Origin of the sequence: Kurthia sp. FSL E2-0154 (assembly GCF_038003625.1) — a bacterium.
In the GTDB taxonomy this organism is placed as follows: Bacteria; Bacillota; Bacilli; order Bacillales_A; family Planococcaceae; genus Kurthia; species Kurthia gibsonii.
Genome location: NZ_JBBOPO010000001.1, coordinates 1,256,646 through 1,280,353 on the forward strand (window position 1 = coordinate 1,256,646; position 23,708 = coordinate 1,280,353).

Here is a 23,708-nt window from a genome sequence, read left to right on the forward strand (position 1 = left end):
ACTCTTCTTATAATTAGATTGAGAATTGTTTTTAGAATGCATCACATTCTCTTCATATAAAATAATTATTTTGATGAAACAGTTGCAGATACTTTTACAACTTCTACAAGTAAATCTGCTAATTTTTCTAATTCTTCAACGGGCATACGCTCTTTTGTCGTATGAATATTTTCATAACCAACTGCTAAGTTAGCTGTTGGAATACCAAATCCTGCGATGACATTGGCATCGCTACCGCCACCTGATTGCATGATTTTCGGTTCACGACCTACTTGTTCAACTGCTTTTTTCGCAACTTGTACAACTAAATCTTCTTCTGTGAAGCTGAATCCAGGATACATGCGTGTAATTTCCACTTCTGCACTACCCCCCATGTCTTTCGCAGCTTGTTCAAATGCTTGTTTCATATGTTGCTCTTGTACTTCTAATTTCGCTTCATTTAATGAGCGACATTCTGCTAAAATATGCACTTCATCGCATACAATATTCGTTGCTTTCCCACCTTCAAAGCGACCAATATTCGCTGTTGTTTCTGAATCAATGCGACCTAATTTCATATTTGCAATCGCTTTTGAAGCGATTGTAATCGCTGAAATTCCTTTTTCAGGTTCTACCCCTGCATGTGCTGTTTTACCTGTTAATGTCGCGACAACTTTTGTTTGGAACGGCGCTGCTGTTACGATTCCACCTACTTTGCCATCTGAATCAACAGCAAAACCATATTTCGCTGTAATTTTTGCTGGGTCTAATTCTTTTGCACCTGCTAAACCCGATTCTTCACCTGCTGTAATAACGAATTCGATATCACCATGGTCCACTTTTTCTTCTTGAATACGTTTCGCCATTTCAAGTAATGCAGCGATTCCAGCTTTGTCATCTGCACCTAGAATGGTCGTACCGTCTGAATAAATATAACCATCTTCTTTAATTGTCGGCTTAATACCAACACCTGGTACAACGGTATCCATATGTGTTGTAAAGTAAATTGTGTCCGCTTCTACATTTCCTTTTAACGTCGCAATAATGTTACCTGAGGCATGTCCGTTACGTGTATGTGCATCATCTACATATACATCAAAACCTAGTGCTTTTAATTTTTCTTGTAGAACAGGTGAAATCTTTTCTTCATGATATGTTTCTGAATCAATTTGAACTAATTCTAAAAATTCTTCTACTACACGACTTGTCATGGTAAAAAACTCCTTTTTATATAAATCTGTTATTATTTTAACATAATCAACAAAACGTTTCTAATCACCAGCTAGTAATTGATGATCGTAATAAGCTTTTTTGATGAGAATATCTAACTCACCCGTGAATGCTTCATTTACTTTTGCTTTATTTACATGTTCTAATAACTGCTTTAAACAGTGCCTCACTTTAGGGCTATCCTCATCTTCTAACATTCCTTTTTCAAAATAATAATGATCAAAAAACAAATTTAAAAAACGTTGATTTGTAAAATAAAGCGATTCATTTTGCGAATACATCGCATCATTGGCTGCACCTAAATAGTATTCCAACATGCGAACTGTCTTAATGGATTGAATTTGCGTTGATAATTCATAATGAAGTACTTGTAACCAGAGTTGTTGTAAATAATCAAAACGAATTAATTGAAGTACACGTATAATTTCTACATGCTTGATAGGATAATAATAAAATGCACGCACCTCTAATAAATCAGGTGTTTCAAATAAAGTATCATTATAAGCGAACCAGCGATACATCGTATCATAGTCATAAAAGTCCTGATGTTCCATCGTATAAATTACTTCGCGAAGATCCCGATAAATCTCATTGGCTAATGTAACAAATTCTCCTTCAATCGGTGTGTAAAAAGCCGTTACTTCTAATTCAGGAACCTGTGTTATCATACGGCGAATAAAACGATTGGCTGTTCGTTCAATTTGATCTTCATGTAAATAGAACGCTTTCGGATTTCCTTCGATTATGTCAAACACTTGCCCATATGATTGGTGCGCATCTTGTTGTAAATTTTCCAAAATGACATGTGCTACTTTGGAAAAGGCAAACTCTAACTGACTCCCTTTAAAAGGATAGGCTGTATTATGCCAATTTTTATAATAGAATAGAACAATTGTCTGATAAAAATCATAAGGTGTTCCTACATAAACACCCGTTAATGTTCTAAAGTAATCAATCGCTTCTTCATTTTTTTGTAGTAATGCTTTAGGTAATGTAGAAGGTAATTCATTAAAGAAGTGGAGCATCTCAATGACATCAACTGCCAAACTCTCTTTTTGAATATCGATATACTCGCGGTCTACATGAATTGCACGCTGCATATCTTCTAACGGTTCTTCTGCTTCTCTCTCTAGAGCGTGTTCCTCGACTTCTTCGACAGGTTCCATTACTTCAGTATTACTTCTCTTTCTGCGTTTGAACATCCATATTCTCTCCGTTCTCGTAAAACTTCTGCCATTCAGATTGCGGCACCATACCACCGCCCGTTAACCACGCTACATGATAGGCTGCTGATGATTGAATCACACCCATCGCAACAAGTCCTGCTGCTGCTGACGGTTCAATTTGTAATCCTTCTGTCTCTTTTAACTCATATACCATACGATATAGTTGATTGTCTGTCACTGTGACAACGCCATGTAAAATCGGCATCATCAACTGCCCTACAAACTTAGAAGCACGACCTACTGCTAAACCATCGGCTGCTGTTTGATTCGATAAACCGATATCTTGTACCGAAATATCATGATGCTTTTCAGTCGCCATACCAAGTAGCATACAAGGAGATTCGACAGGTTCTACAAAATAACAATGTACAGCATCACCAAAAATTGTTTTTAGACCATATGCAACACCGCCAGGACCGCCACCAACACCACAAGGCAAGTAAACAGCCAGTGGATTTTCAATTGATATATGAATGTTTGCTTCTTCTAGCTGCTTTTTTAAACGACGTGCGGCAACCGCATAACCACTAAATAAAGCTTGTGAATTTTCATCATCGATAAAGTAGGCGAATGAATCTGCTTCTGCCTCTTTTCGTCCTTGCTCTACTGCTTTACTGTAGTCACCCGTATGCTCTACAACTGTGACACCTTTTTCACGTAATAAATCTTTTTTCCATTGTTTCGCATCATGCGACATATGCACGACAACACGAAATCCTAATTTAGCACTCATAATCCCGATACTTAATCCTAGATTCCCTGTTGAACCAACGACAATTGTATATTTTGAAAATAGCGCATGAAATGCTGGTTCTCTAAACTGAGCATAGTTTTTTGTTGGCTCAATGAGTCCAGTTGAAGTTGCTAACTGTTCTGCAATGGTTAATACTTCATGAATACCACCTCGTGCTTTAATTGAACCTGCTATTGGTAAAATATCGTCTCGCTTTAACCATAACTGCTCATTTTCATGCACGTATCTTTTTTGTAATAGAGTCGCCTGTTGAATAGGCGATTCTATTAATCCATTCGCTTCCTTCATTGTTGGTTCGATCGCCATGAAGTATGGTGCAAAACGCTGTAGACGTGCTTCCGCATCATCAATTAATGTCGGCTGAATCGATAACTGCTTTTCTGCTTCTTCCCATCGTAAGCGATGCGGATTTTCCCAATAATACGGTTGTTTTTTCTGAAGCTGTTCAATAATCAGCATACATCGAACCTCCTAAAATCTTTATTTTATTTCATATTACTACAAATGATTCAATTTTTCGTGTAAAACTCGTTCAAAGCAATAAAAAAAGCGCGTCACGTCTTATAAAGAGACGTGACACACTTCTACATTGTTAAAGGAATATTATAATGGTATGTTACCATGTTTTTTCTTCGGACGATCTTCTTGTTTATTACGTAACATTTCTAATGATTGGATTAGCTTTAGACGTGTTTCACGTGGATCGATGATGTCATCAACTAAGCCATGAGAAGCTGCTACATATGGATTTGCGAATTTTTCTTTGTATTCTTCGATTTTTTGTGTGCGTGTTGCTTCAGGGTCATCTGATTTTGCAATCTCGCCTGCATGAATAATATTCGCTGCACCAGCTGCACCCATTACTGCGATTTCAGCATTTGGCCAAGCGTATACCATATCTGCTCCAATTGACTTTGAGTTTAGCGCTACATATGCACCGCCGTATGCTTTACGTAGAATAACTGTAATTTTCGGTACAGTTGCTTCTGAATAAGCAAATAAGATTTTTGCACCATGACGAATGATTCCACCATGCTCTTGTTTAACGCCTGGGAAGAAGCCTGTTACATCTTCAAATGTAATAACGGGAACATTAAATGCATCACAAGTACGTACAAAACGTGCTAGTTTATCTGATGAATCGATATCTAAGCCACCTGCAAGTACTTTTGGTTGGTTACATACAAAACCAACTGATTCGCCTTTAATACGCGCAAAACCAACAACGATATTTTTAGCGAAGTCTTTTTGAACTTCCATGAATGTACCAGGGTCCGCAACTTGCTCAACTACTTTACGTACATCATATGATTTTGTTTGGTCGATTGGCACGATGTCTAATAATTCTGAACGGTACTCATCTTCTTCGTTAAATTCAACCATCGGTGCTTTTTCTGTATTATTCTGTGGTAAGTAGCTTAATAATTGTTTGATTTGCTCAATTGCTTCTTCTTCACTTGGTGCACGGAAATGTGCGTTCCCTGCGATTGCGTTATGTACTTTTGCACCGCCAAGACCTTCTGAAGAAATCTTTTCACCTGTTACAGTTTCAATTACTTTTGGTCCTGTAATGAACATTTGAGATGTTTTTTCAACCATTAAGATAAAGTCTGTAATAGCTGGTGAGTAAACTGCACCGCCCGCACAAGGTCCCATAATTACAGAGATTTGTGGAATTACACCCGAATAAATTGAGTTACGATAGAAGATTTCACCATAACCATCTAATGAAAGTACACCCTCTTGAATACGTGCGCCACCTGAATCATTGATACCGATGAATGGTGCACCTGTTTTTGCTGCTAAATCCATTACATTGGCTATCTTCATCGCATGCATTTCACCTAATGCACCGCCGAATACTGTGAAGTCTTGTGAGAATAGGTACACAGGACGACCATTTACTTTACCGTAACCTGTTACAACACCATCTCCTGGACCTTCTTTTCCAGCCATATCAAAGTCAACAGTACGGTGTTTTACGAATGGATTTACTTCAACGAATGTACCTTCGTCTAATAATAAATCAATACGTTCACGCGCTGTTAATTTACCTTTTTCATGTTGTTTTTCGATACGAGCGTCACCACCGCCCAATTCGATTTCACGCTTTTTGTCAAATAATTCGTTTATTTTATCATACATATCCATTGTTTACGATTCCCCTTTGTATTAGCTTCGATCAACTAGCTCGTAAAGTACACCAAAAGATGATTTCGGATGAATGAAGGCAACTTTTGCACCGCCAGCACCAATTTTTGGTTGCTCAGACAATAGACGGGCTCCTTCATTTTTCATACGTTCCATCTCCGTTTCAATTCCAACGACTTGTAATGCGATATGGTGAATTCCTTCACCGCGCTTTTCCAAGTGCTTGTGAATGGCACTTTCTTCACTAAGTGGTTCTAATAATTCGATATGTGTATTACCTGCATCAATGAATGCTACACGTACTTGTTCTGAAGCAACTTCTTCGACATTTAGAAGTTTCATACCGAGTACATCTGTATAATATGTAATACGTTCATCGAGATTATTGACAGCGATGCCAATGTGATCAACATTTTCCACGAGTCCCCAACTCCTTTTTGTTGTATAACACAATTGTAACTGATTTTTTCGTAAAACTCTACCTATATAATAATTTTTTCCAATGATAGCGATTACTTTTCTGAACAATCAGCCTATTCTAATAGTAAATGAAGGAAACAAAAAATCAAGGAAATACGTTTTTACGAGAAAATAAACGTAAAAACGTTCAAAATTTCGATTTTTACGGAATAAAAACAGTGATTTATTGTTCAGCGAGTTTTCAAAACATTCAAATGGTTGTGTTTTATTTTTTCATCAAACCATCTGTGTTATATAGTAGTTTCGAAAAGAAAATTCGCTCTTTTATGATTTTCCCTTTGCTCGAATACAGGGGATTTGTTAAAATGAAGTAACGATGCAAACAAGGAGAGAATCAACGTGAGCAATAAGAAATTTCAAAAAGCTGTTGTCATGACTATGATTGGAATTATGTTAATTTCAACGGTTATGTTTGGTTTATCTATTATATTATCGTAATATTGAAACCTTTTCCCCACTCGAACGTACTATATTCATATCGTAATTTGAAGGAGAAATGATTTCTTAATGAATTGAATGAAACTATTATTGATGATGAGTTATGTTGTAACGATTACGGACGCCTATTATGCAAGTTTTTTCACTGAGCATAAAACACCGCCACAATTACAGCTTGCACAAACTTCAAGTTTTGCAATTGAATCTGCGCGGTAGCAAGCCTATTCGAAAAAAACGTCCAATGTATTGGAACGAATTATGGTGTCTATACATGCCGCAAATTCCACAATACTTACATCAATTATCTGTATATGGATGGATTCCTATACAAAAAGCTTTAATGCCTTTGCGTGAACCACCACGTGCAAAACAATCGCGCTATACGCAGTTGCGTTAAAGTAAATTTTTCAATGAAGCATAATAAACCCGTAGCTAAAACAATAGCTACGGGTTATTTTATGTTCATCTCTTTATTATAGAAATTAAAAGTGTATTAATTTTTAAATCGATACACTTTTTTTAGATTTCAACTTACCTTTTTTCACGTTAAGTCCTTCAAAGTTTTGTTTGATGGCTAAATATTCATCCATTTCTTCTATAAAGACATAAAGCGCAGACATGGCTAAAAATTCTTCATGATTTTTAGGCATTGGCATTTCTTCAAAACGTTCTCGTACACATTGTAACTTCCTTCTGCTCTCTGTTACAGTATTACCTGAATGTACGTTCTCAGATAGTTCTCCTACAAAATCAGCCACAATCTTTGAATGTGCAACAGATGCAGGTAGACTTGTGATTTTAGGTAGGACGCGCTCGATAATTTCAAGCTGCTTTTCACGAATATCAAAGTAACGATAATATACATCTTCTTTACGTGCTAAGTGATTTTCGACGTCCATGTAGGCAAGTGACTTCCCTTTCGCTACACTTTTTTCAGCAATTAATAGTTCTTTACCGTCCCAAGACGTATCACCTGTACGTAAATATTTTTCAATTTCATGAAAAATAGCACTGTATGCTTCTTCAATCGCAATACGATATTTATTTAACCCCTTACTAATATCTGGCATATAAAAGTTGATTAAAAATCCTACACCAAATCCAACAAGCATCAATAATAATTCATTATATAAGAGAGGTAATGTAAATTCCCCTGAATTAAAGATTTGTAGAACGATGACGACACTCGATACGAAGGCCGATGTAATATGGAACATGACGAGGAGTGGTAAAAATAAGAGAATTAAAACCCCCAACGTAATGACATTATATCCGCCAATTGAAAATAAAATATAGGAAAGTAACAAGGATAATAATCCTGCGGCTATGCGCGTATAAATCTCATGAACAGACTTTCTTTTTGTCGTCTGAATGGACAGGATGGTTAAAATCCCTGCGGATGTATAGTATTCGAGATTGAGAAATGATGCAATACCAATTGCTACCGCAATCCCGACAGCTGTTTTTAATGTACGATAGCCAATTGAAAAGCGCTTGATTTTTTTAAGTTTCATACATGGCCTCCTCACATAATAGATTACCACAGATTTGGTTTAGAAAACTTTTTTTACAAAATTCTTACATAATTAAAAAGAAGGAACTGCTTAAAGCAATCCCTCCCCTTTAAAACGTATTAAACTTCTTCACAGAAATCTTCAAATTGTGATTGCAGATGTGTAATAACAGCCATTGGTTCATGACCTTCGATTTCATGGCGTGGAACTTCTGCCACTACTTGACCATCTTTCATTAAAACAAATGATGGTGATGATGGAATGTGATCTTCCCCGAAGAAAGCACGTGCCATTGCTGTTGCTTCTTTATCTTGTCCTGCAAATACAGTTACAAGGTGATCTGGACGTTTTGGATAATTAATCGAATGTACTGCTGCTGGACGTGCAATACCGCCTGCACAACCACATACAGAGTTCACCATGAATAATGTTGTTCCTTGACGTTTTACAGCATCTTCTACTGCTTCCACTGTTTTTAATTCTTCATAACCATTGCCCGATAATTCACCGCGCGCTTGGTTTAACATATCTTGATAAAATAAATCATAGTCATTCATATTCAAATAACTCCCTTCACAATTAACTCCTTACTATCATACATTAGATTCTTTTGAATTCAAAGCGTCCGAATCGGTTTTAACTAAATTAATTTATTTTCAAAGTAATTACGAGAATATTCCTAAATTTTAAATAAAAAGTTTGGCTATTTCGAAATACGTGTATATAATAGAGTTAGTTACACTCTACTATTTGAATATGAGGAGGTTCCAGCCAATGCAAACACGTGTACAAGAAGTAAAGGATTTTGTGATTTCGGGTTTAAAGATTCATGAATGTAAAACGGACGATATTTCTGAACAATGGGAAGAACTTGCAGAAGTGCTGGAAGATTACGACGTACAACATGACGTATTATACGGTGTTTTTGTCGATTTAACGGACGATGGTATTCGTTATTTAGCAGGTATTAAAGAAGATTATATGCCTGAGGACGTACCGACTGAAAGTGTATCCATCGCATCCGGTAAATACCTCGTTGGGGAGCTCAGTTCAATCAATGACCTTGAAAAAGCATTCAGAGAATTAAGCAGCCACCAAGACTACATCCATCGTCCAGGTATTAGTTTCGAAAAGTATAAAGGGAAAGCGCTAGACCAAATTGAGGTTTGGGTTCCAATTGAATAATTTATAACAATATGCCATACAACTACATTTGTTGTGTGGCATTTTTTAAATCAAAAAAAGCAGCGATGCACTGTGACATCACTGCTTTTTACTATGGTTTAAAAAGTGTTTCAATTCCTTGCGAAACGGTTAATTCACCTTTTAAAATCTCTTTTTCTAAGGCTTGTACGATTTCTTTTTTGCCTTGCGTACCGTAAAAATCATCTACCAGACGGTCTAAAATCATTGAGCGGAACCAATCGGTTGTTTGATGATTTCTGCGATTCAACCAAACACCATTTTCAAGTGCCTGCTCTTTGAATGCTTCAATCGTCTCCCATACTTTGTCGAGCCCTTTATTTTCATAAGAGGAAGCTGACATCACTTTTGTCGTCCAATGCGGCGTTGCAGGTTGTAGCAAATGTAAGATTTGCTTATACTCTGCAACGGTCTTACGTGCATTTCGTACATTATCACCATCCGCTTTATGCACGACAATCGTATCTGCTAATTCCATGATCCCTTTTTTCATACCTTGTAACTCGTCTCCTGCTCCTGTTAATACAAGAAGCAAGAAAAAATCTACCATACCGCGTACAATGGTTTCACTCTGTCCAACACCGACAGTCTCAATTAAAATCACATCATACCCTGCTGCTTCACAAAGCAACATCGTTTCACGTGTTTTTTTATGCACACCGCCAAGCGTTCCAGCAGAAGGAGATGGTCGAATATAGGCACGTGGGTCACGCGATAATTCTTCCATACGTGTTTTATCGCCTAAAATACTCCCGCCTGTAATCGAAGAACTTGGATCAATCGCAAGTACTGCTACGCGATGCCCTTGTTCAATTAACATCTTTCCAAAGGTTTCGATGAACGTACTCTTCCCTGCTCCTGGCACACCGGTAATGCCGATTCGAATCGACTTCCCTGTATGCGGCAGCAGTTCTTTTAATAGCGCCTGTCCTTCTGCTTTATCATCGATATTTGCACTCTCAAGTAGTGTAATGGCCTTGGCAAGATGTAATTTCGAACCGCTTCGTACATCTGTAGCTAATTCGTCAATCGCAATCGGTGTACGCTTTTTAATAAATTTACGTCTTTTGGATTTTTGCATTCCATCATGACTCGCTTTTACACCTGGTTGTACAAAAAGCGCTGATTCTTTTTCAGACATTATGCTTCTTCGTAACCTAAACGTTCGTAGATAATTTCGATCATTTTTTGAGAAGCAATTGGCAATACCGTACCAGGTCCGAAAATTGCTGCTGCTCCTGCTTCATATAAGAAATCATAGTCTTGTGCTGGAATAACACCACCAACGATGACAACGATATCTTCACGACCTAATTTTTTAAGCTCTGCAATTAATTCAGGTACAAGTGTTTTATGACCTGCTGCTAATGACGATACGCCAACACAGTGAACATCATTTTCTACAGCCATAATTGCTGCTTCTTCTGGTGTCATAAACAGTGGTGAAATATCCACGTCGAAACCAAAGTCAGCATACGCTGTTGCAACAACTTTCGCACCGCGGTCATGTCCATCTTGTCCCATTTTTGCTACAAGAATACGTGGACGACGACCTTCATTTTCTAAGAATTCATCTGTCATTTCTTTAATTTCTTTGATGGCATCTGCATCTGAATAGTTTGAAGCATATACACCGCTAATTGAGCGAATAACAGCTTTATGACGACCTGATACTTCTTCAATTGCATCTGAGATTTCACCTAATGTCGCACGCGCACGCGCTGCATCAACTGCTACAGCTAATAAGTTTTCACTGCCATCTGCTGCTGCTTTTGTTAGACGTGCTAAATGGCGTTTCACTTCTGCTTCGTCACGTTCTGCTTTCATTTTATTAATACGGTCAATTTGTGATTGACGTACTAATGTGTTATCAATATCTAAAATTTCAATAGGTTCTTCTTCATCTAAACGGTAACGGTTGACGCCAATAATTGTTTCTGCTTTTGAGTCAATTTTCGCTTGACGTTTTGCTGCAGCTTCTTCAACTTTCATTTTCGGTAAACCTGTTTCAATCGCTTTCGCCATACCACCAAGTTCTTCCACTTCATTAATTAGTTTCCATGCTGATTGTGTTAGTTCATCTGTTAGCTTCTCGACATAGTATGAACCACCCCATGGATCAATCACTTTTGTCATCGTTGTTTCTTCTTGTAAGAATAGCTGTGTATTACGTGCAATACGCGCTGAGAAGTCCGTTGGTAATGCAATCGCTTCATCTAATGCATTTGTATGAAGTGATTGTGTGTGCCCCATCGTTGCCGCATTCGCTTCAATTAACGTACGTGTCACATTATTGAACGGATCTTGTTCTGTTAATGACCATCCAGATGTTTGTGAGTGTGTACGAAGCGCCAATGTTTTTGGATTTTTTGGGTTAAATGTTGACATCATTTGTGCCCAAATACGACGTGCTGCACGCATTTTAGCGATTTCCATGTAATAGTTCATACCGATCGCCCAGAAGAATGATAGACGCGGAGCAAACTTATCAATATCGATTCCTGCCTTTAAACCTGTACGCACGTATTCTAAACCGTCAGCTAATGTATAAGCTAACTCAATATCATTCGTCGCACCAGCTTCTTGAATATGGTAGCCCGAAATTGAAATCGAGTTGAACTTCGGCATGAATTTTGACGTATATTCAAAAATATCTGCAATGATTTTCATCGACATTTCAGGTGGGTAGATGTACGTGTTACGCACCATGTACTCTTTTAAAATATCGTTTTGAATCGTACCTGCTAATTTGTCTGGTGTAACGCCCTGTTCTTCTGCTGTTACAATGTAAAACGCAAGAATTGGAAGTACAGCACCATTCATTGTCATCGATACAGACATTTGATCGAGTGGAATGCCATCAAATAAGATTTTTGTATCTTCAACTGAGTCAATTGCAACACCCGCTTTACCAACATCACCTGTTACACGCGGATGATCTGAGTCATAACCACGGTGTGTCGCTAAGTCAAAGGCAACTGAAAGACCTTTTTGTCCCATCGCAAGATTTCGGCGGTAGAAAGCATTTGATTCTTCCGCTGTTGAGAAACCTGCATATTGACGAATCGTCCATGGACGACCTACATACATCGTTGGATATGGTCCACGTGTATTGGGTGCAATCCCTGCTACATCATTTAGATGTTGTAAACCTTCATTATCTACAGCTGTATAAACAGGTTTTACAGGAATTTCTTCATTCGTCATAAATGTTTCTTGCGTCGTTTCAAATGGTTCTTTCGTTAATACTTCATCGATGTCAATTTTGTGGAATGTTGGATTGCTCATCGTTGAACCTCCTTCATGCTTGCGTGAACAGTTGTTAGTTTTTCATAAATATTTAACCCTGCAAAGATATAACCATTTAAGCCTTTTTCCGTCCAGTTCGCATCAAACTTACCCGCCACATCAAAGATGACGTGTTCAGGTTTTGCAGCAAGTAATGCTTCCATAACTGCTTTTGTATCTTCATCTGTTGCTGAAAGGACAACATAGTCTGCTGTTGTTGTCGTTAACATATGCACGATTTCTGTTAAATCGGCTGTTGGTTCTGTTACTTCTGGTACGATACCAGCCGTTGCTAACACGCCTTTTACAAAGTCTGTACGTGGTTTTGTCGTTTTTAGCTCACCGTATGTTAAAATTTGTGCCTTCATCGGATGTTCTTTGAATGTCACACGTAACTCTTCAAATGGCTGTGCTAAACGATTTACTTCGACAAATGTTTCAGCAGGTACTTCTTCTGTTGCATCTGCATAATTATTTGTACCAACTAATACCGTTTTACGCTTTTTCACTTTTTCAATGCGTTCAGACCATGAAGCTTGAAGATCCGCTTCAATCATCTCGCTTGCTGCCTCGTAGCCACCTGCTTCTTCAATTTTCAAGAAGTAAGCCCATGCTTCTTTTACAAGGTCATGTGTTAATGTTTCGATAAAGTATGAACCACCTGAAGGGTCGATTACTTTCGTTACTTGTGATTCTTCTTTAATCACAAGTGCAACATTTCGTGCAATACGAACCGATTGATTCGTTGGTGCAGTTAAAATGTTATGTGGATGAACTGTTAGTAAGTCTGCTCCACCGATTACTGCTGAAAACGCTTCATTTCCAGCGCGCAGTAAATTCACGTAAACGTCTAACTTCGAAAATGAACGAAGTGATGTTTCCGTAGCGATATGAACTGGTTGTGGTGTCTCAACACCGTACGCTTTTGCAAACGCTTTCCATAATACTCTGAAAGCACGGATTTTAGCAATTGCCATAAAGAAGTGTGTATCTAATGCAAATGAAGCGAAGAACTTCTTCTCTACTTCTTCAAAAGAAGCACCTTTCATGAATTCTGCTGCTTGTGCAAGTGCAATCGCTAATTCTTGTATAGATGTTGCACCTTCATAATGTGCTGATAATACATTCGCATTGAATGTACGAACATTCGGAAAATCAGGTAAGTCAATTGGTTGTGTTGATTGTACATAACCTACTTGTTCTTTATTTGTGATGAATTCGAACACACCAAGTACAGCTTCATCTTCTATATTTAAACGGAATGGGTGAGCTGATAGTAATGCACCTAATTGCTTTAATGCATCTTCTGTCCACTCAAATGCTACCTTTCCAACTGTTACATATTGATTTCCACGTTGAAGCGCATCTTTTGCTTGTGCGATGAATGCCTCAATATTCTCACCATAGGCTGCCTGTGCTACCCCAAAAGCACCTTCAACTTTCATTGTGCGAATCGTCGAAATTTGTTCCTCCAGTTTACCATCAATCTTTTCAAACAAACTCTCTCTTGTGTAGAGTGGCTCGAGTGTAATCCCCTCGATTGTTTTAGTCAACAAAGATTCAAATGGTTTACCTTTTAATGCTCCTTCTGCTGCTTTTTTCCAGTCAGCATAAGTTGCTTGTTCAAATGTTACTTCTCTCATGTTTGTCATATGGACGCGTTGACGCTTCCCCCCTTCAATGATTCTATCTTCCATTTTACACAAGAAAAGGTGAACGGAAAAGTAAAAAAAAATCAGAAAACCGCAACAATTCGGTTTTCTGACTTTTTCTAATAAACAGAAGTGCTTGAAATCGTCATATTTTCTAGCAATTCTTTAACACGAGCTAGAAACTTCCCGCAAATCATTCCATCTAAAACTCGATGATCTAAAGATAGACATAAATTCACCATATCGCGTGCAGCGAACATACCATCGCCTATAATGACAGGTCGTTTCACAATCGATTCCACTTGTAAAATTGCTGCTTGTGGTGCATTAATAATTCCTGCTGAATGAACAGAACCAAATGAACCCGTATTATTTACCGTAAATGTTCCACCTGACATATCCTTTACATTCAACTGTTTTTTACGTCCTTTTTCAGCTAAAATCGCAATTTGACTTGCAATGCCTGCAATGGACAATTGGTCACAGTTTTGGATAACTGGAACGAATAACTCATCATCTGAAGCCACTGCAATCGACATATTAATTGCTTTCTTCTGAACGATTGTATCGCCTTTCCAAACAGAATTAAGCATTGGATATTCTTTCAACGCTTGTGCAACTGCTTTTACGAAAAAAGCAAAATACGTTAAATTATATCCTTCTTGCTCTTTGAATTGCTTCTTATGTGCATTACGTAATTTAACTAATTCTGTTACATCCACTTCAATGGTCATCCAAGCATGTGGAATTTGCGTCACGCTATCTACCATACGTTTCGCAATTGTCTTACGAATCGAAGATACCGGAATAATCACATCACCATTTTCTTCTGGAATTGCCTCTTTTACTTGTGTATCACGTGTTGTTGGTTTTTCTTCATGCGTTAATTGTGACGAAATAATGCCCGATTCAATCTCACGCAACACGTCTTTACGTGTTACACGTCCACCTGCACCTGTTCCTTCTATTAAATCAATATTCAAATGATATTCATCAATTAGTCTTCCAACAACAGGTGACACGCGCTTTTTCTGATCAGCTGAGCGTTTCGGAGCTGATTGTGGTGCTGCTGCTACAGATTTAGTTGTTTCTGATGAAGATGACGGTGACTCAGCAGGTGTTGCTACTTCTCCATGTGCAACAACAATCGAACATACGACTTCACCAACTGCAACAGTCTCACCCTCAGGAACCAAAATCTCTTGAATCGTTCCTGATAATTGAGAAGGAAGATCAGCAGTTACTTTATCTGTCGTTAATTCTGCAATGGAATCATACTGTTCAACTGTATCGCCTGGCTTTACTAACCAGCGGTCGATTGTTCCTTCTGTAACACTTTCACCGAGTTGGGGCATTTTAATATACTCTAACATGTATTCTTCCTCCTTAGAATGCAGCTAATTCGACAATTGCTGCTTCGATTTGGTCTGGTGTTACCATGAAATCTTTTTCTAAAGACTGTGCATACGGCATCGATGGGGCATCAGGTGCTGCCAGTCGCTTAATTGGAGCGTCTAAATCAAATAGACAATGTTCTGCAACAATCGCTGCGACTTCTCCAATAATACTTCCTTCTTTATTATCTTCTGTAATTAATAAGACTTTACCTGTTTTACGTGCTGCTTCAATAATCGATTCTTGATCGAGTGGATAGATTGTGCGTAAATCGAGAACATGTACAGAGATATCTTGTTCCTCTTGTAACTCTTCTGCCACCTTTAATGTTTGGTCGACCATTAAACCATATGTGATAACTGTTAAATCCTCACCACTGCGTTTCACGTCAGCTTTACCGATTGGCACAACATAATCTTCATTTGGCACTTCACCTTTAAGTAGGCGATATGCTTTTTTATGTTCGAAATAAAGAACTGGATCTGGGTCGCGAATCGCTGCTTTTAAAAGTCCTTTTGCATCTGCTGGGTTTGAAGGAACAACAATTTTTAAACCTGGTTGATTAGCAAAAATCGCCTCTACTGATTGCGAGTGATATAAACCACCATGTACCCCGCCGCCAAATGGTGCACGAACAACTAATGGACAACTCCAATCATTATTTGAACGATAACGCATTTTAGCTGCTTCTGAAATAATTTGGTTGACTGCTGGTAAAATGAAATCTGCAAACTGCATTTCTGCAATTGGTTTCATACCATACATTGCCGCTCCCACTGCTACACCTGCAATAGCTGACTCTGCTAATGGTGTATCTAAAACGCGGTCTTCACCGAATTCATCGTAAAGACCATCTGTTGCACGAAACACCCCGCCCTTTTTCCCAACATCTTCACCTAGTACAAATACATTTTCATCTCGCTGCATTTCTTCGCGCATCGCTTCATTAATTGCTTCAATATAGGAAATCGTTCTCATTATAGCTTCTCCCCTTCCGCATAGACATAACGTAGATTATCTTCTACTGAACCATATGGTGCTTGTTCTGCATACGTAGTCGCTTCATTAATCTCACGTTTTAATGTCGCTTCCATTTCTGCTTTTAATTCTTCTGTTAACAGTCCTTGTTCCACTAGATACTGCTCATAATGATGTAAACCATCTTTTTGTTTATCATCTTCTAATTCTTCTGTCGTACGATAAATACGGTGATCATCATCTGATGAATGAGGCGTCAATCGTTGGCAAAGCGCTTCAATCAATGCTGGCCTACCTGATTCACGTGCTTTTTTCACAGCAATATACGTAGCGATTGGATCTGTACCGTCCACTACCTCACCTGGCATATTATAACTTGTTGCTCGTTGTGCGACTGTTGCACTCGCTACTTGACGATTATATGGTGTTGAAATCGCATACTGATTATTTTCTACGAATGTAATAACCGGAAGTTGATGAACACCGATAAAGTTCAATCCTTCATGGAAATCACCTTGATTGGATGAACCTTCACCCAGTGAAACAAATGTGTAAAAGTCATCTCTCTTCATACGTCCTGCTAGTGCGACACCTGCTGCATGTACAACTTGTGTTGTAACAGGCGAAGAACCTGATAAAATACGATTTTTACGTTGTCCCCAGTGCGCTTGCATTTGACGACCACCTGAGTTTGGATCTTCTGCTTTCGCAAAAGCATTTAACATAACATCTTGAATTGTCATTCCAGCTTCTAATACCACACCTAAATCGCGGTAATACGGTGCTAAATAATCCTTCGTTAAATCAAGTGCATATGCAGCGCCGATTTGTGCAGCTTCTTGTCCTTGACACGAAATAACAAATGGAATTTTACCTGAACGGTTTAATAACCATAAGCGTTCATCGACACGTCTTGCGCGCAACATACTGAAATAAATATCTAATGCTTGTTGATCTGTTAAATTTGCTTCTTTATGTGAAACTGTCATAATCAAAACCTCCTAGTAATGAATTGCTTCGTTTTTAATTGCTAATGCGACTTCTTGCATCACTTCACTCACACTTGGATGCGGATGTACCGTATGTCCAATTTCAAATGATGAAGCATCTAGATTAAAGGCTAAACTTGATTCAGCGATTAATTCTGTTACATGGTCACCAATTAAATGAACGCCTAGTACATCATCTGTTTCTTCATCTACAATCATCTTCGCAAAACCGAAATCATCACCATTAACCAGTGCTTTTGCATTTGCTTTTAATGGGAATTTTTTGACGACAACTTTGTTAAACTGTTCTTTTGCTTGTTTTTCATTTAATCCAATATGGGCAATCTCCGGATAGCTATAAACACAACTTGGCATATGCACGACACGTGTATCTGGTTTTAATCCCGCCATATGTTCAACTGCATGAATGGCTTCATGAGATGCTACATGTGCTAATTGAATACCACCAATTACGTCGCCTGCTGCATAGATATGTGCTTCTTTTGTTTGCATATATTTATTCACCTTAATAAACTGCTGTTCTAACTGGATATCTGTATTTTCTAATCCAATTTGTTCTGTAATTGCTTGTCGACCAATTGCGACTAGCACTTTTTCGAATGTTTTTACTTCTTCATTCACATGGAATATCACTTGTTCATCTGTTGCTTCCACATTTGAAATTTTCGCATTTGTCACAACTTGAATGCCACGTTTTTCAAAATTTTTCACAAGTTCTTTCGCTACTTCTTCATCTTCTGAAGGTAGAATACGCTCAAATGCTTCATAGATTGTAATCTTTACACCTAAATCATGTAACATAGATGCCCATTCAATTCCGATTACACCGCCACCAACAATTGCCATATTCTTTGGTAATGTATCAAGTAGAACTAAATCATCTGAACTTAAAATCGTCGTATGATTAAATGGCATAGACGGTAGTGTGCGTGGTTTCGAGCCTGTACAAATCAATAAATTTTTCGGTACGAGCATATCATTTTCAAGATCTTCACCATATTCCACTGATACAGTTCCAGGAAGTGGTGAAAAAATAGAAGGACCTAATATGCGACCTGTACCTGTATATACATCAATCTTCCCTTTTTTCATTAATGCTTGAATACCTGCTTCTAATTGTGCGACTACAGCATTTTTCCTTTCATGTGCGATATGATAATTGAATCCATACGATGTTAATTCGATTCCGAAATCGTGCGCTTTTTTAAGAGAACGTAATTGTTCGGCACTCTTTAATAGCGCTTTTGTCGGGATACAACCTTTATGTAAACAGGTTCCACCTAGTTTTTCTTTTTCGACAATCGCCACTTTTAACTTTAATTGCGCTGCACGAATGGCTGCCACATATCCCGCAGGTCCGCCGCCCAAAATGACTAAATCGTATTCATTTGCCATCTGTCATACCTCCATAAAATCACTATTTTTACTTCTTGTCACAACTGCTTTTTTATCATTTTAGGTCAAATACCTTCACTATCTGTTATATCATAATAATACTTATTCTTCCTATCATAAATGTCATATGACATGATATGACATTTATAATATACTTGATAAAAAACATTCTTACTTGTATTTGCGTTTAATTTTTTATCATTATCCGCTCTTAAATTGTCAGAAAATTGTGTTTAAATACTTATTTTTTCTATTTTACACACATATTTTCTTCTTTGTTCTAATTCTAACTAAAAACTGTGTTCTTGACAATTATTAACTTTATTTTGTGATATCACTAGCGTTGCATTAAAATAGACGAATTGTAATATTAAGCGCAACACCTATAAGTCAAAATGAAAGAAGCTCATAACGACCTCGTATACAATGTTAGTTACCACACCAAACATAGAAGGAGGAATCGTTATGAGCTACACTCATCTTACCATATCTGAACGTTCGAAAATAGAAACTTATCTTGAATTAGGTTACTCCATCCGTGCGATTGCCAAGCGAATCCATCGGGCCCCTTCTACAATTTCTAGAGAGCTACGTCGCCATCAAAACTGTACGGCTGAAGAAGCCCAAATACGCTATCAGGTAAATAAATCAAACTGTGGTGCTAAGCGTAAGTTAACGGACGATTTAAAAAAAGCTGTTCAAGAAAAGTTGGGGAAAACGTGGTCGCCTGAACAAATCGTCGGTCGCTTATATGCAGGAAAGCTGAGTTTTAAAAGCATTTATCGCTGGATTTATGAGGGCTTACTCGAGGTACCTTTAACGATGCTTCGGCAAAAAGGAAAACGACGAAAGCTTCGTGAAACAAGAGGTCGCTTCAATATTGGTACCCCTATTTCTAAACGACCACTAGAAGTTCGGAAACGGGAGACATTTGGACATTGGGAATTAGATACCGTTGTTTCTGGACGTGGGAAAGCAAAGGGCTGCGTGGCTACATTTATTGAGCGTAAAACACGTTGGTATTTCGGTGTATTAATTCCCAATCGTTCTGCGGCTTCGATGGAGACGGCAGTAAAACGGTTACACAAACAATTACCTGAAGGTGCCATTCAAACAGCGACAACGGATCGCGGGAAAGAATTCAGCTGTTACAAAGTTCTCGAACAGGACTTAAATATTCAAGTTTACTTTGCGGATGCCTACTCGTCTTGGCAACGTGGCAGTAACGAAAATAGTAATGGTCTTTTACGAGAATTCTTCCCGAAGAAAACAAATTTCGATCACGTAACTGAAAAAGAGATGGAGCAAGCGCTTCAACTTATCAATAATCGCCCAAGAAAATGTCTTGGATGGAAAACAGCCTACGAGGCGTTTGAAGAAGAACTGTTGCACTTAATTTGACAAACTATCTTATAGAAAAAATGCTTATTCACATGTAATGCATCAATCCAAGGTAAATCATTTAAGCGCGTCCAATCAAATTTGCGTTTCGGAATAAACGCTACTTCTGCTGTTGGATTCATTACCTTTACTTGTTGTAACACTTCTAGATGAAAAGAGGAGTAATGTACACTTGATAAATGTTGCGTCTTTTTTACAACAATCTCAAGATCAGCAGTTCGTCCGATAAACGATTCTTTGAGTTCAATATTCATTGGTACTTTATTTGGGATAGCCCATGCTAATAATTCTGAAAATGTATTAATACAATGACGACTTCGCTTAATCTTCTGACTTCTTATTTCGTTAAGTGTACAATCGTTTACGCATTTAGAAATACCTAACATTCGTTTTAAATTAAGATCATGTGTAACAATTGCAATACGATCTTTCGTCAGTTGTAAATCAAACTCAATTCCATCTGCTGCAGTTTGTATCATGGCCTCCTTCATCGCCTCTAATGTATTTTCTGGTTCACATTTTGTCCAACCACGATGTGCATAAATAGGCAATCTATACATTCAATTCTCCATTCTCCATTTTAAATACACCATTTGTACGTGTTTTTAACATAGATGAACGTTTACCAATCTTAATAATCGTTCCTTCAAATGCTATTTTTGTTACTTCCACACATTCTTTTTCAATCTCACTTAATTGTTTTAAAATGGTTTGAATTTCATAATTCAACTGGATTACAACTGATTTTTTTAATTCATATTTATATTTTGTATCTTCAAATACTTCTAGTTGTTGTGCATTCATCTGTTTCGTTAATGGTTGTAATTGAATGACACGACTTTCAAGCACACCCATCTCTTGTTCAATTTCTTTTATTTTCCCTGCTTTATAGCGTACTTCACCCATTTTTTCTTTCTGGTCAATGGTATAAATAATTAACTCTGTACGTCTTTCGTGTTGATTTCCAGCGATTGCTGTATGGATATACGATGTCGCTTCTGTCACACCACCAATAATTTTCCCATTCACACCGTCTAAACGTACAATTCTTCCTGATAAATTTGAACCTATTGCATACATTTCGATACAAATTTCATTTTCAGCATAAATCGTTGCTTCATTCGCATGTTTTAAAAAGACACTTCCACCTGCTCGAATGACTGTTTTTGAATGACCAAATACACCACCACGAATATAAATATCGCCGCCTGTTGATTCAATCGAGTCAGCGCCAGATACGCCTTCTTTTGCTTCAATCGAAATATCACCTGTTGCTTTTACTGAATAGCCTGGTAAAACAGTTCCCTTAATTGCAATAGAACCATTAAACACAATATTACCAGTTTCTACACCAATATCTGTTTTAATTTCGAGATGTTGTAAAATACTAATCAGACCGTTTGAATCATCCAATACACCTGCTGTTTTAGAACGGATAATAATCTTTCCGTTTTCTTCACTTTCATAAACAGATTCTGGATTATATTTTAAAATAAGGTCTTTCCCTGCTTTTGCGGGAATCTCTTTTCCCAATACATTCATACCCGGTATTCCTTCAGATGCCGGTATTTTCTCACCTAGCCAAGCGTCTTTTTCAATTTCAAAAATAAAGTTCATATCGGAAAAATCTGCTCGACCATCTAAACCAATTTTTGGTCTGCGCGTTGGATTTTGAAAATACGTGATTTTTGCATCTACACCATCTTCAGGCTCTTTCCCTTCCGCAATCACATGTTTTTTCTTCTCAAGTTCTTCCCATAAGATTCGTTTCAGACCGTACTCAATCCCAATAGATGCAGCAATTTCTTTAATTTTAAGATTCAATTCATCTTCAGAGTTACTAATTTTTTTCGGATCTTCGTAAAATAAAATATTAGCAGTCATTGCATCTTTTGAGATTTGAATATCCATTTCAGGTAATAAAACACCTATTTCTACAAAATCACCATTCTGTTGATTGAAGAGGTTTTTTAATTCCATAAAGTTTGTCAGTTTAATTCGTGGAAATTCTTTTAACAAAGTCTCAAAATCCTTCATTGTATAATGTTCTTGATGTTTTTTCACAAAAACTTTATTGTCTCTTGAGATAATTTCCATATGCTGATCTTTATAAAGTTCCATGTTTTTCACCCTCTCCTTGTGTAAAAGTCTGTATGCTTAATATCGTGCATTTATCTAACTTCTAAAGACCTTTACACTAGAATATTTCTATATGCTTATCTGTTTTTTTATTTTTTTCAAATTTAGTTTTATTTGACTAAATAGTCCTATTTTTTCACTATTCTTATTGGTTATTATTATCCAAATGTAGTCTGTACCTATTTTTCGTATATAATAACATAGAAAAACCTAACTATCTTTATCATACCCACCTCGCAAAAAACTAATACATTTTTCACGACTCTTTCTGAAAAATGAATGCTTTTAGACCTATATTTGAGATGTTTGATTTTTCTTATCTTGTATTTTCTCTATAGCCTCTTTACTAATCATTGAAAGAACAGGTATAGCTAATAAAAAGACATTTGCACCCCAAACCCATAGAAAAAGTGTTGTAAGTACTATAACAAAACCAAGATATATCCCTAAAGAATGATGCTTCCATATACTATACAAAAGTACCATTAAACCTACTAGCGAACTAATATAAAACATATCTCTCCTCTTTCCTTACTTATATTCACAAAAAAAAGCAAACAGTTCTAATTGAACGAGCTGCTGCTTTTTCATAAGATGACTTATACTTCTACTAATTCTTCGCGTAACTTTTCTGCGACCATGGCGATGAACTCTGAATTCGTTGGTTTTTGTTTCATATGGTGTGAGGTGTAACCGAATAGCTTGGATACGGCGTCATGATTGCCACGTCCCCACGCAATCTCAATACTATTTCGGATGGCACGTTCTACACGTGTTGGTTTTGTTTCAAATATTTCTGCAATAGCTGGATACAACGCTTTTGTAATTGAACTTAATAAATCTGGATTATTATAGACTAATTGAATAGCTTCACGAATATAGCCATATCCCTTTACATGAGCTGGTACACCTATTTCCTTAATGATAGATGTAATACGTGCATCTAATGTATGCTTATCTGATGTCTCAGGTAAATCAATTTCAATAATTTCACGTGCTTTTGTTTGTTTCATTTTTGCACGTTCTGCACATTGAATAATCTTCGACTCTAAACGATCCATCTCAAAAGGTTTTAACATAAAGTAAGCAGCACCAAAGTCACTCGCTTGTTTCATAACATCTTCTTGTCCAAAAGCTGTTAACATAATCACTTCAATCGTTTTCCATTGCTCATTTTTATGTATCTCTTCTAAAACAGCTAAACCATCTAAGTGAGGCATAATAATATCTAAAATTAGCACATCAGGGATTTCTTCCTCCAGCATTTTTAAGCACTGTTTACCATTTGAAGCAGTATGAATTACTTGTATTCCTTCATTTTTTTGCAAGTATTTTTCTAATGTGGCTACAAGTTCGCGGTTGTCATCTGCAATGGCTACCTTAATCTGCGTCATCTTTTTTCCTCCTTAGGTTTTCACTCAACATTTCACAATGCATTTATTGTATCAAAATTCATTTCAAAACAAAATGTCATT

Annotated in this window: 23 protein-coding genes; 5 read left to right on the forward strand and 18 right to left on the reverse strand. The window is 37.3% G+C overall.

Going from position 1 to position 23,708, the window contains the following annotated elements; genetic code table 11:
* Positions 1–65: 65 nt before the first annotated feature.
* From MHB75_RS06165 to mce, 5 genes are all read right to left on the reverse strand, one after another.
* Positions 66–1,190, reverse strand: coding sequence for a M20/M25/M40 family metallo-hydrolase (locus MHB75_RS06165; protein ID WP_141273393.1), 1,125 nt, complete (start codon positions 1,188–1,190; stop codon positions 66–68).
* A 60-nt stretch (positions 1,191–1,250) separates the two neighbouring features.
* A complete protein-coding gene (locus MHB75_RS06170) occupies positions 1,251–2,411 on the reverse strand; it encodes a hypothetical protein (protein ID WP_141273391.1) in 1,161 nt (386 codons plus the stop codon).
* Entirely contained in the window at positions 2,386–3,648 is a 1,263-nt protein-coding gene (locus tag MHB75_RS06175; RefSeq protein ID WP_340996536.1) for a D-serine ammonia-lyase, read from the reverse strand. Before MHB75_RS06175 ends, MHB75_RS06170 begins: the two co-directional genes overlap by 26 nt.
* 144 nt (positions 3,649–3,792) lie before the next feature.
* Positions 3,793–5,340, reverse strand: coding sequence for an acyl-CoA carboxylase subunit beta (locus MHB75_RS06180; protein WP_340996537.1), 1,548 nt, complete (start codon positions 5,338–5,340; stop codon positions 3,793–3,795).
* A gap of 21 nt (positions 5,341–5,361) precedes the next feature.
* A complete protein-coding gene (mce, locus tag MHB75_RS06185; RefSeq protein WP_068453045.1) occupies positions 5,362–5,760 on the reverse strand; it encodes a methylmalonyl-CoA epimerase in 399 nt (132 codons plus the stop codon).
* A 399-nt stretch (positions 5,761–6,159) separates the two neighbouring features.
* Between mce and prli42 the strand changes: the two genes are divergently transcribed.
* From prli42 to MHB75_RS06200, 3 genes are all read left to right on the forward strand, one after another.
* Positions 6,160–6,258 (forward strand): stressosome-associated protein Prli42, encoded by a 99-nt coding sequence (gene prli42 / locus MHB75_RS06190; RefSeq protein WP_156422349.1) that lies wholly within the window; start codon positions 6,160–6,162, stop codon positions 6,256–6,258.
* A 78-nt stretch (positions 6,259–6,336) separates the two neighbouring features.
* Positions 6,337–6,474, forward strand: coding sequence for a hypothetical protein (locus MHB75_RS06195; RefSeq protein WP_340996539.1), 138 nt, complete (start codon positions 6,337–6,339; stop codon positions 6,472–6,474).
* A 25-nt stretch (positions 6,475–6,499) separates the two neighbouring features.
* Entirely contained in the window at positions 6,500–6,655 is a 156-nt protein-coding gene (locus MHB75_RS06200; protein WP_340996541.1) for a hypothetical protein, read from the forward strand.
* Between the two features lie 103 nt (positions 6,656–6,758).
* Here MHB75_RS06200 and MHB75_RS06205 read toward each other — a convergent pair whose 3' ends face one another.
* Both MHB75_RS06205 and MHB75_RS06210 read right to left on the reverse strand, forming a co-directional pair.
* On the reverse strand, positions 6,759–7,772 hold the full coding sequence (locus MHB75_RS06205; protein WP_340996542.1) for an aromatic acid exporter family protein: 1,014 nt from the start codon (positions 7,770–7,772) through the stop codon (positions 6,759–6,761).
* 119 nt (positions 7,773–7,891) lie between these two features.
* A complete protein-coding gene (locus tag MHB75_RS06210) occupies positions 7,892–8,335 on the reverse strand; it encodes a BrxA/BrxB family bacilliredoxin (protein ID WP_068453025.1) in 444 nt (147 codons plus the stop codon).
* A gap of 211 nt (positions 8,336–8,546) precedes the next feature.
* On the opposite strand from MHB75_RS06210, the gene MHB75_RS06215 reads away from it, so the two are divergent.
* A complete protein-coding gene (locus MHB75_RS06215; protein WP_068453022.1) occupies positions 8,547–8,957 on the forward strand; it encodes a GyrI-like domain-containing protein in 411 nt (136 codons plus the stop codon).
* Positions 8,958–9,048: 91 nt separating this feature from the next.
* Here the strand turns inward: MHB75_RS06215 and meaB are convergent, their stop codons facing one another.
* From meaB to lpdA, 7 genes are all read right to left on the reverse strand, one after another.
* Positions 9,049–10,116: a methylmalonyl Co-A mutase-associated GTPase MeaB gene (gene meaB / locus MHB75_RS06220; RefSeq protein ID WP_340996545.1), complete on the reverse strand. Its 1,068-nt coding sequence runs from the start codon at positions 10,114–10,116 to the stop codon at positions 9,049–9,051.
* Positions 10,116–12,263, reverse strand: a complete 2,148-nt coding sequence (gene scpA / locus MHB75_RS06225; protein ID WP_141273383.1) for a methylmalonyl-CoA mutase — start codon at positions 12,261–12,263, stop codon at positions 10,116–10,118. Before scpA ends, meaB begins: the two co-directional genes overlap by 1 nt.
* Complete coding sequence (locus MHB75_RS06230) at positions 12,260–13,960, reverse strand: methylmalonyl-CoA mutase family protein (protein WP_340996548.1); 1,701 nt, start codon at positions 13,958–13,960, stop codon at positions 12,260–12,262. Before MHB75_RS06230 ends, scpA begins: the two co-directional genes overlap by 4 nt.
* Positions 13,961–14,034: 74 nt before the next feature.
* Positions 14,035–15,288 (reverse strand): dihydrolipoamide acetyltransferase family protein, encoded by a 1,254-nt coding sequence (locus MHB75_RS06235; RefSeq protein ID WP_340996549.1) that lies wholly within the window; start codon positions 15,286–15,288, stop codon positions 14,035–14,037.
* Positions 15,289–15,301: 13 nt separating this feature from the next.
* Complete coding sequence (locus tag MHB75_RS06240) at positions 15,302–16,288, reverse strand: alpha-ketoacid dehydrogenase subunit beta (protein ID WP_340996551.1); 987 nt, start codon at positions 16,286–16,288, stop codon at positions 15,302–15,304.
* Positions 16,288–17,277, reverse strand: a complete 990-nt coding sequence (locus tag MHB75_RS06245; RefSeq protein WP_340996552.1) for a thiamine pyrophosphate-dependent dehydrogenase E1 component subunit alpha — start codon at positions 17,275–17,277, stop codon at positions 16,288–16,290. The genes MHB75_RS06240 and MHB75_RS06245 overlap by 1 nt, the downstream gene beginning before the upstream one ends.
* Before the next feature lie 12 nt (positions 17,278–17,289).
* On the reverse strand, positions 17,290–18,693 hold the full coding sequence (gene lpdA / locus MHB75_RS06250) for a dihydrolipoyl dehydrogenase (protein WP_141273373.1): 1,404 nt from the start codon (positions 18,691–18,693) through the stop codon (positions 17,290–17,292).
* A 465-nt stretch (positions 18,694–19,158) separates the two neighbouring features.
* Here lpdA and MHB75_RS06255 point away from each other — a divergent pair, with 465 nt between their 5' ends.
* Positions 19,159–20,094 carry an IS30 family transposase gene (locus MHB75_RS06255; protein ID WP_141275137.1) on the forward strand — a complete coding sequence of 312 codons (936 nt, stop codon included), beginning with the start codon at positions 19,159–19,161 and terminating at the stop codon, positions 20,092–20,094.
* On the opposite strand, the gene MHB75_RS06260 is transcribed toward MHB75_RS06255, so the two are convergent.
* The 4 genes from MHB75_RS06260 to spo0A form a co-directional block, all read right to left on the reverse strand.
* Complete coding sequence (locus MHB75_RS06260) at positions 20,055–20,654, reverse strand: glycerophosphodiester phosphodiesterase (protein WP_340996556.1); 600 nt, start codon at positions 20,652–20,654, stop codon at positions 20,055–20,057. The two genes, MHB75_RS06255 and MHB75_RS06260, sit on opposite strands and share 40 nt — an antisense overlap.
* Complete coding sequence (locus tag MHB75_RS06265) at positions 20,647–22,215, reverse strand: DUF342 domain-containing protein (RefSeq protein WP_340996559.1); 1,569 nt, start codon at positions 22,213–22,215, stop codon at positions 20,647–20,649. The genes MHB75_RS06260 and MHB75_RS06265 overlap by 8 nt, the downstream gene beginning before the upstream one ends.
* A 309-nt stretch (positions 22,216–22,524) precedes the next feature.
* Complete coding sequence (locus MHB75_RS06270; RefSeq protein WP_141273367.1) at positions 22,525–22,749, reverse strand: hypothetical protein; 225 nt, start codon at positions 22,747–22,749, stop codon at positions 22,525–22,527.
* An 83-nt stretch (positions 22,750–22,832) separates the two neighbouring features.
* The gene (gene spo0A, locus MHB75_RS06275) at positions 22,833–23,627 is read right to left on the reverse strand and encodes a sporulation transcription factor Spo0A (protein WP_087680241.1); all 795 of its coding nucleotides are present in this window, start codon (positions 23,625–23,627) and stop codon (positions 22,833–22,835) included.
* Positions 23,628–23,708 lie beyond the last annotated feature (81 nt).